At 66.7% G+C, this 13,138-nt stretch carries 9 protein-coding genes; 2 read left to right on the top strand and 7 right to left on the bottom strand.

All coding sequences use genetic code 11. The features are described 5' to 3' along the window. Positions 1 to 108 precede the first annotated feature (108 nt). Positions 109 to 1,341: a Yip1 family protein gene (locus ATF69_RS16820; RefSeq protein WP_146871688.1), complete on the top strand. Its 1,233-nt coding sequence runs from the start codon at positions 109 to 111 to the stop codon at positions 1,339 to 1,341. 84 nt (positions 1,342 to 1,425) lie between these two features. On the opposite strand, the gene ATF69_RS16825 is transcribed toward ATF69_RS16820, so the two are convergent. After that, positions 1,426 to 2,490, bottom strand: a complete 1,065-nt coding sequence (locus ATF69_RS16825; protein WP_108497565.1) for an ABC transporter ATP-binding protein — start codon at positions 2,488 to 2,490, stop codon at positions 1,426 to 1,428. 121 nt (positions 2,491 to 2,611) lie between these two features. Here ATF69_RS16825 and ATF69_RS16830 point away from each other — a divergent pair, with 121 nt between their 5' ends. Beyond that, a complete protein-coding gene (locus ATF69_RS16830) occupies positions 2,612 to 4,249 on the top strand; it encodes an ABC transporter permease (RefSeq protein WP_146871796.1) in 1,638 nt (545 codons plus the stop codon). A 37-nt stretch (positions 4,250 to 4,286) separates the two neighbouring features. On the opposite strand, the gene ATF69_RS16835 is transcribed toward ATF69_RS16830, so the two are convergent. The 6 genes from ATF69_RS16835 to ATF69_RS16860 form a co-directional block, all read right to left on the bottom strand. Beyond that, on the bottom strand, positions 4,287 to 6,077 hold the full coding sequence (locus ATF69_RS16835) for a sensor histidine kinase (RefSeq protein WP_244303752.1): 1,791 nt from the start codon (positions 6,075 to 6,077) through the stop codon (positions 4,287 to 4,289). Positions 6,078 to 6,136: 59 nt separating this feature from the next. Continuing rightward, positions 6,137 to 7,693: a PepSY-associated TM helix domain-containing protein gene (locus ATF69_RS16840; protein WP_146871689.1), complete on the bottom strand. Its 1,557-nt coding sequence runs from the start codon at positions 7,691 to 7,693 to the stop codon at positions 6,137 to 6,139. A gap of 19 nt (positions 7,694 to 7,712) precedes the next feature. Beyond that, positions 7,713 to 9,926 (bottom strand): TonB-dependent receptor, encoded by a 2,214-nt coding sequence (locus tag ATF69_RS16845; protein ID WP_167514364.1) that lies wholly within the window; start codon positions 9,924 to 9,926, stop codon positions 7,713 to 7,715. Positions 9,927 to 10,061: 135 nt separating this feature from the next. Then, complete coding sequence (locus ATF69_RS16850; protein ID WP_146871690.1) at positions 10,062 to 10,418, bottom strand: DUF2946 family protein; 357 nt, start codon at positions 10,416 to 10,418, stop codon at positions 10,062 to 10,064. 243 nt (positions 10,419 to 10,661) lie between these two features. Beyond that, positions 10,662 to 12,101 (bottom strand): aldehyde dehydrogenase family protein, encoded by a 1,440-nt coding sequence (locus ATF69_RS16855; protein WP_146871691.1) that lies wholly within the window; start codon positions 12,099 to 12,101, stop codon positions 10,662 to 10,664. 303 nt (positions 12,102 to 12,404) lie between these two features. After that, complete coding sequence (locus ATF69_RS16860) at positions 12,405 to 13,133, bottom strand: FadR/GntR family transcriptional regulator (protein WP_056746871.1); 729 nt, start codon at positions 13,131 to 13,133, stop codon at positions 12,405 to 12,407. Positions 13,134 to 13,138: the final 5 nt, after the last annotated feature.

The raw sequence follows: 13,138 nt of genomic DNA on the forward strand, positions 1-13,138 counted from the left end.
TGCAGGTGGCCGTCTAGGTGGTCTGCCCGGCGCAATGTCCCGTATCGTCCGCGCTTTCCATTTGCCTGCGGGTCATCGCAGGCCTTTGCACACTGCCGGGAGGGCACCATGAACCTGATTGAACGCGCCAAAAGCATTCTTCTGCAACCCAAAGAGGCCTGGGCCACCATCGATGCGGAGGCCACCGACACCGCCACCCTGTTCACCCGCTACGCCATGATCCTGGCCGCCATTCCGGCGGTCTGCGGTTTCATCGGCATGTCGCTGATCGGCTTTGGCGGTTTTGGGGTCACCATCCGCGTGCCTTTTGTCTCCGGGCTGGTGAACATGGTCGTGTCATACGGGTTGAGCCTGGTGGGCTTGCTGGTGCTCGGTTTCATCATCGATGCGCTGGCGCCCACCTTCGGCGGGCAAAAGAACGCCATCCAGGCACAGAAGGTGGCGGTGTACGCCAGCACGGCCGCCCTGCTGGGCGGAGTGTTCAGCCTGCTGCCATCGCTGGCCATGCTGGGCCTGCTGGCGGCGGTGTACTCCATCTACCTGCTCTACACCGGCCTGCCTGTGCTCATGCGCAGTGCGCCCGAAAAGTCGGTGGGCTACACGGTGGTGGTCATCATTGCGGCCATCGTGATGGGTGTGGTCATCGGTGCCGTCAGTGCGCTGTTCATGCCGCGCAGCGGTGCGCTGTTTGGCGGTGCCGAAGCCCCTGCCATCACCATGAACACGCCCGGTGGCAAGGTGTCCATCGACACCGCCGGTCTGGAAGCTGCCGGCAAGAAGATGGAAGAAGCCGCCCGCAAGATGGAAGAGGCCCAGAAGAGCCAGGATCCGGCCGCCATCGCAGCCGCCACGGGCGATGCCGCCAAGGCCGCTGCGGGTGTGCTGGGTGGTGGTCAGGCCATTGCGGCCCAGTCGCTCAAGGCGGCTCTGCCCGAGAAGCTGGCGGGCCTGCCCCGCACGGGTTTTGATGTGCAGGACGGTGCCGCCCTGGGCTTGCCCACCAGCCAGGCCAGCGCGCAATACGGTAACGACGACAAGCAGCTGCGCCTGGAGATCGTGGACGTGGGCGGCCTGGGGCAGATGGCGGTGATGGCCATGGGCATGGCGCAGGGCGAGAAAGAAGACCAGACCAGCGCCGAAAAGACCTGGCAGGAAGGTGGTCGCACGCTGCACCAGCGCTACGACAAGGATGGCAGCCACGCAGAGTTCAAGACCATCCTGAAGAACGGCCTTGTGGTCAGCATCGAGGGCGACAAGATCGGCGTGAAAGAGCTGCGGGGCCTGATGTCGCAGGTGGACCTGAACGGGCTGGAAGGCCTGCAGCGCAAAGGCAAGTCGTGAGCGGAAGGGTAGTTGCTATTGATTCAATAGCTATTCAGGCATATTCGACTGGCGCATCCGGCCGATTTTGATCCCAACACCGCCTCAGCCACGCGGAAACGTCACCACGTGGTCCACCTGGGCACGGATGCCGATCCACTCGCCCAGCGCGTGGTCGTGGTGGCTGGGCACATGGGCCAGCACCGTGTGGCCACTGGCCAGGCGCAGGGTGTACAGAAACTCCGACCCCCGGAACGACTTGCGTACGATTTGCGCTTGCACGGGCGCGTGGTCGTCGTGCACGATGTCGTCGGCGCGCAGCAGCACATCACATTCACCCGCGGGGTAGCTGCTGGGCAGGGGGCACTCATCCAGGTCGGTCAGGTCGCCCAAAGGTGTTTGGGCCACCACGTTGTTGTCGCGCTGCACCAGCGTGGCGGGGGCAAACACGCCGTGGCCGATGAAGTCGGCCACAAACCGCGTGGCGGGGCGGTGGTACAGGGTGTAGGCATCGTCCCACTGGTGCAGGTGGCCTTCGTTCATCACGCCGATCACATCGCCGATGGCAAACGCCTCGAACTGGTCGTGCGTCACAAACAGCGCCGTGGCGCCTGCGGCCTTGAGAATGCCGCGCACCTCGTGTGCCAGGCGCTCGCGCAGGTCCACGTCGAGGTTGGAAAACGGCTCGTCCAGCAGCATGAGCTGGGGACGCGGCGCCAGCGCACGCGCCAGCGCCACACGCTGCTGCTGGCCGCCAGAGAGTTCGTGCGGGTAGCGGTGCTCGCTGCCCGTCAGGCCCACCAGCTGCAGCACCTCGGCCACCCGCGCGGCCTGCTCGGCCTTGGGCAACTGGTGGATGCCAAACGCCACATTGCGGCCCACCGACAGGTGCGGGAACAGCGCGTAGTCCTGGAACACCATGCCGATACGGCGCAGCTCGGGTGGCACGCTCAGGCGGGCGCTGCTGACCACACTTTTGGTGAGTCGGATCTCGCCCCCCGTCACGGGCTCCAGCCCGGCCACGGCGCGCAGCAGGGTGGTCTTGCCGCAGCCGGAGGGGCCGATCAGCACGCCGATGTCACCCGCTTTCAGGCTGAGCGTGACGCCTTGCACGGCGGCCTGTGCGCGGCCTGCGTAGTGCACTTCGAGTTGGGAGACCTCAAGAAACATATCTGTGCATTTTAGGCGGGGTGGAGTGAATGCTTAAAATTCGCATTTGCATTCCTGGGTGCTGCGGTGCCCATGCCTTTCGGCAGGTGTGCGCTTTCTTTCCTCTGCCGAGCCCATCGCCTTGCGCCGCACGCCGTCTTCTGTCTTTCGCAGCATCCCGCTGATCCTGTTTGCAGGCTTTCTGGCCTTGCCGGTGCTGGCAGTGCTGGCGTCGTGGCTGCCGTTCTCGCCCACCGGGCAGGGCGATGCGCAGACGGGCGCCATCCTGCGCGAAATGGCGGCCACGGTGCTGCCCGGCTATGTGTGGACCACGCTGTGGCTCAGCGTGCTGGTAGCGTTGGGCGCGGCCGTGGTGGGCACGCTGGCGGCGGCGGCCGTCACGCTGTTCGACTTTCCGGGCCGCCGCACCTTTGAATGGCTGCTGCTGTTGCCGCTGGCGATGCCCGCCTACGTGACGGCCTACGCCTACACCGACTTTCTGCAGTTCAGCGGCCCGCTGCAGGTGGGCCTGCGCAACACCTTCGGCCTGGAAGGCCGCCTGCTGCCCGAGGTGCGCAGCCTGGGCGGCGCGGTGTGGGTGTTCATCTTCTCGCTCTACCCCTACGTGTACCTGCTGGCGCGTACGGCGCTGGGTGAGCGTGCTGCTCACCTCATGGAGGCCGCACGCCTGCTGGGTGCACCGCTGCCGCGCCGCATCCGCGCCGTGGCCCTGCCGCTGGCACGCCCGGCCGTGGCGGCTGGCGTGGCGCTGGTGCTGATGGAAACCCTGGCCGACTTTGGCGTGGCCAGCTACTTCGGCATCCAGACCTTCACCACGGGTATCTACAAGGCCTGGCTGTCCATGGACAACCGCCTTGCCGCCGCGCAGTTGGCGACCATGCTGCTGGTGGTGGTGATGGCGCTGCTGCACCTGGAGCACCGCGCGCAAAAGCGCATACGTTTTGCCACCGGCGGCGGGCGCGCAGGCTCGGCCGAGGCGCAGCCGCTGCGGCTGCATGGTGCGCGCCGGTGGGCCGCCTGGGCGGTCTGTACGGTGCCGGTGGTCATGGGTTTTGTCGCCCCGGTGGTCTTCATGCTGCGGCCGCTGGCGGCCGACTGGTCGGTGCTGCCGTGGGAGCGGTTCATGGAATGGGCCTGGCACAGCGTGCGCTTAGGATGCATCACTGCGGCGCTGGCCGTCGCCATCGCGCTCACCCTGGCTTTTGCGGTGCGCCGCCAGCCCGACGCCATCACGCGTGGCGTGGTGCAGCTGGCCAGCGTGGGTTATGCCGTGCCGGGCGCCGTCATCGTGGTGGGGCTGTTGTTGCCCGTGGGCTGGCTGCAGGCGGCCATGCCGCAGTGGGGTGTGGGCGCGCTGGTCACGGCCACGGCCTTTGGCATTGTGTGGGCCTACTTGGTGCGGTTTTGTGCAGTCGCCCTGCAATCCATTCAGAGCGGCTACGCGCGGATTCCGCCCAGCCTGGACGACTCTGCTCGCATGCTGGGCATGGGCAGCGCAGGCCTGCTGGCACGCGTGCACTGGCCGCTGCTCAAGCGCTCTACCGCCGCCGCAGCGCTGCTGGTGTTTGTGGATGTGATGAAGGAGCTGCCCGCCACCATGGTGCTGCGCCCCTTCAACAGCGACACCCTGGCCGTGGTGGCCTACCAGCTGGCCCGCGACGAGCGCCTGGGCGAAGCGGCTTTGCCATCACTGGCGCTGGTGGCGGTCGGGCTGGTGCCGGTGATTATGCTCAGCCGTACGTTGCGCAGCCGGCACTGACTCCGCAACGCCGTAGGCCCCACCAGCACGAACCTGCTTACTGAGGCTCAGTGCCCGGGTTGCGCGGCAGGGTCAGCGTAAAGCGCGCGCCTTGGCCTTCTGCGGATGACAGCGTGAGCGTGCCCCCCATCAGCACCGCCAACGCCCGCGACAATGCCAGCCCCAGGCCGGTGCCACCGTGCTGGTAGCTCACCCGGTCGTCGCCCTGGCGGAATTTCTCGAAGATCGTCTCGTGCAGGTGCGCCGGAATGCCCGGGCCGGTGTCCACCACATGAAAGCGGACGGCGTCGTTGCTGGCGTCCACTTCGATGGTGACCGAGCCTGCGGTCGTAAATTTCATGGCGTTGGACAGCAGGTTGTTGAGCACCTGCTTGAGCCGCAGTCCGTCGCACATCAAAGTATGGGGGGCGTCAGGGGCAATGCGCACATGGAGCGTCAGGTTCTTGTTGGCGGCCGTGACGGCAAAGAAGTCGGCGGTGGACTGAACAATCTCGGTCACGTTCTGTTCGGTGGGCATGTGGGGCATGGCACCTGCTTCCACCTTGGCCAGGTCCAGGATCTCGGTGAGCAGGGCGTTCAAGTGGTCTGCCGCCTTGCGGATCAGGCTGGCCTGTTCCTTGAAGCGGGGCTGCTCCAGCCGTAGCTCCATCAGTTCTGCGAAGCCGCGGATACTGGTGAGGGGCGTGCGCAACTCGTGCGAGACGGCGGCCAGGAACTCGCTTTTGGCCTGGCTGGCCGAGCGGGCCTCGGCCTCGCTGATGCGCAGTGCGGTGTTGGTGCTCTCCAACTGGCGCACGCTGCGCACAAAGATCAGCGCTGCACCCGCCAGTGCAGCGCTGAACAGGGCCATGGTGAACAGTGCGATGTTGCGGCTGGCGCGCCACTCCTGCAAAGCCTCCTCGGTGCTTGTGGCCACCACCACCATCAGAGGGTAGGTGCCTACACGGCTGTAGGCATAGATGCGTTCGATACCGTCGAGGCCGCTGGAGCGCACGTAGTTGCCGCTGGGGCCGCGTTCTTCTGCATTGTTGTCGGGACTGCGCGGCACCACACTTCCCATTCCGACACTCTGCCCGCCCATCACTCTTGCACGGATGGTGCGGTCGTTTCCGATAAGTGTCACTACACCAGTTCGCCCCAATTGAACTCCGCGATAGACGTCCTCAAAGTAACCGGGGTTCACGGAGGCAACAATCACGCCGGCTACGCCACCGCCAGCGTCCTGAATCTTGCGCGACAACTGGATGGTGGCCTTGCCGGACACCTTCCCAATCACGGGCTTGCCCACAAACAGTCCGCTAGGCGTCTGCTGCAGACGGACCGCCTCCGACGCGGAGGGATGGATGTGCACTTGCACATGCTCACGCTCGGACAGGTCAACGTGACCCGTTTTCTCGCCGGTGGGGTCGATGTTGCTTCCAACGAACCGGCCGTCGGAGCCGACCAGTGAGAGCTGAGTCAGGATCAAGGGGGCAAGCCCGGTCTCGTTGGCGAACCGCGTGAAGTCTGCCTTTTCAAAGTCGTTGGCCAGCACAGTGTCACGCATGCGAAGGGTCGCCTGGTCTACGGCCGCCATCACCCGTACGGTCTGTTCGCCCAGGCTCAGCGCGAGATTGCTGTTCTGGCGAACCTGCGCGTTCATGGCATCGCGCCGTGACACATCCATAAGAAGAGCCACCGTACCCCAGGCCATGATCAAGACCAAGGCCGTACCCCATGTCACCATGGCACGCAAAGGCAGGTTGGATGGCCGCTTGAGGTGCGGTGCCGCACTGCTGGTGGCAGAACGCTCGGGGGCGGTGGCGGAGGGCGGTTTAGGGGCCGTCATGGGCAAAAGTTTTCCAAGCGCAACGATAGCCATCATAGGCGCGCACTGCGCGCTGGTCACTAGCGGCTGCTGCGCCACTGCGGTCCTTGCAGTTTCGTACCCAGCCTGCGCCACCCCAGTATGACGCCTGTCACGCTCATCACCGCCCCACCCAGGCTCAGCGCGATGAGCATCACATCCCAGAGCGGTCTGCGCTCCAGCAGCGGCAGCCAGTCCAAGCTGTGCAGCATGGCAAACAGCCAGCGGCTCGTGCGGCGGTGGCTGTCGGTGCGGCCCAGTACGGCGCCTGTGTGCGGGTCGATGTGCACCCAGGTGGCGTGCGGGTCGTCGAACACCACGCGCAGCGCGGGCAAAGGCTTCTCGGCGCCGCCAGTCATGGTGTGGGCAGCGCGGTCGTAGTAGTGCAGATCGTAGGCGGTCAGGGTGTCGGTGCGCACCACCGCGTGGGGCAACAGGCGCGCGGCGGCTTCGGCCACAGCACCCGGGGCCCACACGTGCGCGGCGGCGGTGATGGCGTCCAGCACCGTCGGGGCGCCTGTGGGGCTGTGGGCCAGCACCAGCGTGTGGCCGGCATGGCGCACCCACCGCAGTTCACGGGTGTTGGGCGACGCCGCAGAGAGCAAGGCTTGCACCGCTGCTGCCAGCGCGGGCACTTGCAGGGGCCCGCCATTCATGGCCTGCTGGCGCAGTGGCGCGGCGCCGCTGTCAAAAATCTTCCATGGGTTCATGGACATGAGGCCGCTGAAGATCCAGGTGAATGTGATCAGCGCAAACACCAGCCCGAACACATGGTGCCAGCGCATCATGAAACCCCGGTAGGGCGTGCGCGAACCGGTCTTGTACCGGCCCTGGAAGCGCCAGCGCAGCACACCCACCACGGTGCCCGTCAGCGTGAGCACGATGCCCGCAATGGACAGCCAGTTGACGATGTCCGTCCAGTAGCCGTTGAAGACATTGCCCCGGAAGGGGTAGAGCCAGTGGATCCAGGCGCCTGCGTAGTTCCAGGCGCGCTCCTGCAGCGGCGCATCGCGCACCACCTCGCCCGTGCTGCCCGACACATAGACCACGGTGCCCGCGCTGTCGCCCAGGTGCAGGCGGTGCAGGGGGCGGTGCACGTCGAGCGCGCGCGAGTGGGTGAAGGCGTCTTCGTCGATGGTGCCCTCGTAGTCGATGGACGGGTTAGCTTCCTGTGCAAAGGCGCGGGCCGAGGCGATGGCGTGCGTGGCGTCCACACGCTGCAACCGCTCGCCGGTGATGGCGTCGATGACCGCAGGCGCAGGTGCCCTGCGCGGGCGTGGCGCGGCGTCGCCGGTGGGTACTGCGGGCACCACGAGGTACACGGCGCGTCCGCCGGTGGCCACTGCCAGCCGCAGGTCCTGCAGCGGGCCTACCAGGCCCGCGCGCTGCAGGGCATCGGCGGGTTCCAGCAGGCGCTCGGGGCCCAGCATGGTGCTGCGCAGGGGCGGCAGATGGGCAAGGCGCTCGGCCTGCGTGAGCTTGGGGTAGCCCACGTACATCATCACCACGCCCGAGACGAACCACATGGCGAAGAAGGCGCATAGCAACACGCCCAGCCAGCGGTGGACGAGGTACAGCCAGCGTTTGGCGTGTGGCATGTCCGGTGCTCCGCCTGCGTCAGAACGCGGTGTGCAGCGTCACGTCCAGCGTGCGCGGTGCGCCCAGGTAGACCTGGTCGCGCGTCTCGGCCGCGTAGATGCGGTCGGTGGCGTTGCGCACGCGGGTGGTGAGCGTGGTGGTCTTGTTGACCTTCCAGGCCAGGCCCAGGTCGAGAAGCGTGTATGACGGCCAGAACTTGGTGTTGGCGGCGTTGCCGTACACCTTGCCCACATGGCGCACGCCCACGCTGGCCGTGACGGTGGGCGTGATCGCGTACGAGGCCCACAGGTTGGCCACCTGCTGCGGAACCAGTTGGGGCACATTGCCGGCGCGCGAGACACCGCCCTGCACAAAGTTCTCGTACCGCGCGCGGGTCAGCGCCAGGTTGCCCTGCAACTGCCATTGCGGCGTGGGCCGAATGCCAGCCGACAGCTCGATGCCCTTGGACGACTGCTCGCCCACCAGCACCGTGAGGTTGGGGTTGGACGGGTCTTGCGAGGCGATGTTCTTGCGGCGGATGTCAAACGCCGCCACCGTGGCGCTGCCCTTGCCGTCCCAGAAGTCGAACTTGCTGCCCACCTCGATTTGGCGGCCCGTGGTCAGTTCGCTGTTGTTGCGCACATCGGAAAACGAGGCCGAGGCCAGCGAGCCCGATGGTGGGTCGGCCGCGTTGGAGGCCTGTGCATACAGGTTGGCGCCGGGCGCAATGTCCCACACCACGCCCAGGCGGCCGGTGGTGGGGCTGTAGCTGCGGCTGAAAGTGGCGGGCGCGGTGGCTGTGACGGCGCGGCGGTTCACCAGGTCGAGATCGATGCGCTCGTGCCGCAGTGCGGTGATCAGATTCAAGCCAGGCACCACGGCCGTGCGGTTTTCCAGGTACAACGCCGTGTTGGCGATCTTGTTGTCCTTGTCAGGGTTCAGGACGGGTGACATGCCGGGAATGTCGAAGAAGTTCTCGGTGGAGAAGTGGTAGGGGTTGACCGTGCTCACGGTGACCGAGGGGCCGAAGGGGAAGCGCGTCTGCTTGTTTACGCTGACATCGAGGCCAAAGGCCCAGTCGCTCTTTCGGCCTGCGAGCTGGCCCTGGTAGGTGCCCTCCAGCCGGTCGCCCACCAGCTGTTGATCGTGGCGTTGCAACAGCGGGGATGTGCGCGTGACCGTCGTATTGGCAGCGTTGAAGGTGTAGATCTCCACGTTGCGGTAGTCGCGCAGGGCGTCGTAAACATAGAACGTATTCTTGAGCTGCAATGCATCCGACGCGCGCCACTGCGCCACCGAGCGCAGCCACTGCACGCGGTGTTCGTACATGCCGTCGGCGCTGTTGTAGTTCTTGAAGCGCGTGGCGGGGTCGATATGCAGCGCGCCCACGGCGGGGTTCAGCACCGGCGTGCCCCAGTAGGGGCGGTCCACATGGTCCTTCTGGTATTCGTAGGCCAGCGTGTGGCTGAAGCCGCCGCCCAGGTCCGACAGCAGCGAGGTCGCGAGCTGGGTGGACTGGGTTTTGGTGCCCTCGGTCCAGCTGCCCGCGTCGCGGTGATTGAGGTCGATGCGCGCGTAGTGCGCGGGGCCTGCGCTGCCATCTCCGCCCGCGATGCGGCGGTTCAGGCCCACCGACACTTCCTTCATGTCGTAGGAGCCCAGGCGCAGCTGACCCTCGGCGAAGTCGCTGCGTTCAGCGGTCTTGGTGATGTAGTTGATGGAGCCACCCAAGCCGCCCGAGCCGTACAGAAAACTCGACGCGCCGCCGATGGCCTCCACGCGGTCGTAGATCCAGGCATCGACCGCGCGCGTTGCGCTGCCATATTGCGGATTGATGCCGTTGTAGAGCTGTGCCACGGAGTTGCTGGTGAAGCCCCGGTAGTGCGCAGACATCGAACCAGGTGCGTTGTGTGCCACCACGCCCGGCACGGCGCGCAGGATCTCCTGCGTGTCCTGCGCGCCGCGTGCGTCGATGGTGGCGCGGTCCACCACAGTGACGGAGGCCGGGTTCTCGCGCGCTGTCAGGCCCAGGCGGCTGCCGGTGTCCACGGGCGTGTCGAGACCGAGCTTGCCATTCGGGGATGCGGCGGCATCGACCACATCCACGGCCTGCATTGTGGGTGGGGTGTTGGTCTGTGCATGGGCTGCGACAGACGACAGTGCGCAGGTGGCAAGTACGCCCAGGCACAGAGGGGAAAGGGGCAGGCGCGGCGAGGCCGCAGCGCTGCGCGAAGCAAAGGAAATACGGGACATGAAAACGCTCTTGTCTTGAAGCGACAGCGCAGCCACGCCCGCGTGGGGTGCACGCAGGGCTGCGCCATCTGGAAACCAGCGGGAACAAGTCAGCACCCGACCACCAGGTACCGGGCGCTGCCAACAAGCTTCAGATCAAGAGCGCGATGGGGGCCCGCGTGCGGGCAGGGGGGCTGCAGTGGCAGCCGCAATGCGGGCCGCCTCGACGGGCTGCAGCGCATGGGCCAGGGGGTGGGGCGGCAGCACGGCGGCGACCGGTGTGGGGGGCGGGGCGCTGGGGGTGAAGCACAGCGGGCAGTCCATGCCCATTGCGCCCATTTCAACGGTGCCATCGTCGGTCTGCACCAGCAGCTTGATGGTGCCCGCGCCCGAGCAGATCACCTCAAAGGCCTGGGGGTGCACCAGCGGCGAGGCAATGGCCACCCCCATCGACGCCACGAACCATGCGAGCACCCACAGGCGCAGCGCAGAGAAGGTTCGGAGGGCGGTCATGGGGCGCGATGATAGCGGCTGCCGTCGTGGCCGGAATCAGCGGCGCAGAGCAGCCAAATTGTTGTTGCTATACAAATGATAGCTATCGGCAAATGGTTCACTAGCGCTTGCGGCCGATTCGGCTGAAAAACCGTTGGCGAATGACCTGTGCGGTGCTCGTGCGCGCAGAGCGGTGCAGGCGCCTGGCCCCGCCACTCCGGGGCTGGAGTGGCGTCGCGGGCGCTGGCTTGTGTCGCGCCCGCCTCAGGCCTGCGTGTACGCGGTCTTCACCGTGGTGTAGAACTCGGCCGCGTAGCGCCCCTGCTCGCGCGGGCCGTAGCTGCTGCCCTTGCGGCCGCCGAACGGCACGTGGTAGTCCACGCCCGCCGTGGGCAGGTTCACCATCACCATGCCGGCTTGCGCGTGGCGCTTGAAGTGCGTGGCGTGCTTGAGGCTGGTGGTGGCGATGCCGCTGGCCAGGCCGAAGGGCGTGTCGTTGGCCAGGGCCAGGGCCTCTTCGTAGTTCTTGGCGCGCAATACGCTTACCACGGGGCCAAAGATCTCTTCGCGGTTGATGCGCATGCCGGGTGTGGTCTCGGTGAACAGTGCGGGTCGCAGGTAGAAGCCGGGCGCACCGTCGGCGTTCTTCTCCAGCGCTTCGCCCCCGTAGGCGAGCTTGGCGCCCTCTTGCTGGCCGATGCCGATGTATTCCAGGTCTTGTGCGAGTTGGCGGTCGTCCACCACGGGGCCGATGTCGGTGCCGGCCTTGCGCGCGTCATCCACCTTCAGGGTCTTCATTTTCTCGACCATGGCGGCCACGAAGCGGTCGTGGATGCCTTCGGTCACGATCAAGCGACTGCTGGCGGTGCAGCGCTGGCCGGTGGAGAAGAACCCGCTGTTGATGGCGGCGCCCACAGCAACGTTCAGGTCGGCGTCGTCCAGCACCACAAACGGGTTCTTGCCGCCCATCTCCAGCTGCACCTTGGCGCCACGTGGCACGCAGGCCGCTGCCACGCGCTGGCCCGTGCCGACGGAGCCGGTAAAGCTCACGCCCGCAATGCGCTCGTCTTCCAGCAGCACGGCGCCCACATCCGAGCCCCGGCCCATGACCAGGTTGAACACACCGGCAGGCAGCCCTGCGCGGTGCAGGATGTCTGCCAGCGCCCAGGCGGAGCCGGGCACCACCTCGGCGGGCTTGAACACCACCGTGTTGCCGTAGGCCAATGCGGGCGCGATCTTCCAGGCCGGGATGGCGATGGGGAAGTTCCACGGCGTGATGATGCCGATGGTGCCCAGCGGCTCGCGTGTGATCTCAATGCCCACGCCAGGGCGCACGGACGGGATCATCTCGCCACCGGGGCGCAGCGCCTCGCCGGCAAAGAACTTGAAGATGGCGGCGGCGCGGCCCACTTCGCCAATCGCTTCGGGCAGGGTCTTACCTTCTTCGCGGGCCAGCAGGTCGCCCAGCTCGGCCTTGCGGGCGATGATCTCGTTGCCCACCGCGTCCAGGATGTCAAAGCGCTGCTGGGGCGTGGACAGGCTCCATGCCGGAAAGGCCGCGTGCGCTGCGGCCACAGCCTCCAGCGCCTGCTCGCGGCTGGCCACGGCGTAGTCGCCGATCACGTCGCGCGTGTCGGAGGGGTTGGTGTTCTGGTACGTGCGGACGCCTTCGGTCCAGTTGCCGGCGATCAGGTTTGCGTGCATGGCGGTGGTGGTGTGAAAGGGTGGGTGGTTGAAAAAATTCGAATCACAGCCCCGGTGCCGTGATCGCGTGGCCAGGAGCGCTGGCCGCCACAGGGGCTGCCCATTCAGGCAAGGCCGTACGCCATGGCATGGCCGCTGCGGATTTATTGTTGTATGTCATCGTACAACATAAGTGCATTTTTGGGCACCCCGGGTAACTACTCATGGGATCACTTCCTGCCGCCTGGGCCCGCCGGGTGCCTCGGACCCGCAGGGCGACAGGTCGGCGCATGGGGTGGGGCGCATCGCCACCACCCCTCGCCTTCAGCCAGCCTCGGCCTGTGCACGCCGCCGGCGTTCACGGCTGTTGGCCAGGTGGGTGCGCATGGCCGCGCGGGCGGCGTCGGGGTCCTGGCCGACGATGGCGTCGTAGATGCTTTCGTGCTCGCCATTCACGCGGCGCAGGTACTGCCTGCGCTCGTCATTGGGGGCCTCCACCGAATCCAGCCGGGCGCGCGGAATGATCATGCTGCCCAGCGTGCCCATCAGCTCGGCAAAGTGGCTGTTCTGCGTGGCGCGCGCGATCTCCAGGTGGAACTGAAAGTCCGCCGCCACCGCGTCGCGCCCGGCGTCCACGGCCGCCGCCACGGTGTCCAGCGCCTCGCGCATGGTCTTGAGGTTGGCGGGCGTGCGGCGCTGCGCGGCCAGCGCGGCGGCCTCGGTTTCTACGCCGATGCGCAGTTCCAGCACCGCAATCACGTCACGCAGGGTGCTGAACTGGTCGGGCGTGATCTTGAAGCCCGGGGCCTGCCCAAGGCCCAGCACAAACGTGCCGATGCCATGCCGTGTCTCCACCAGGCCCGACGCCTGCAGCTTGGAAATGGCCTCGCGCACCACTGTGCGGCTGACGTTGAACTCGGCCATGATCGCAGCCTCGGTGGGCAGCTTGTCGCCCAGTGCCAGGCGCCCGTCGCGGATGCGGTCACCCAGGGAGTCCACCAGCTCCAGGGCCAGGGTGCGGGGCTTGCGGCGTGGGGCGATGTCGGTGCTCATGTCTC

Source organism: Acidovorax delafieldii (assembly GCF_007993815.1).
Lineage (GTDB): Bacteria > Pseudomonadota > Gammaproteobacteria > Burkholderiales > Burkholderiaceae_C > Acidovorax > Acidovorax delafieldii.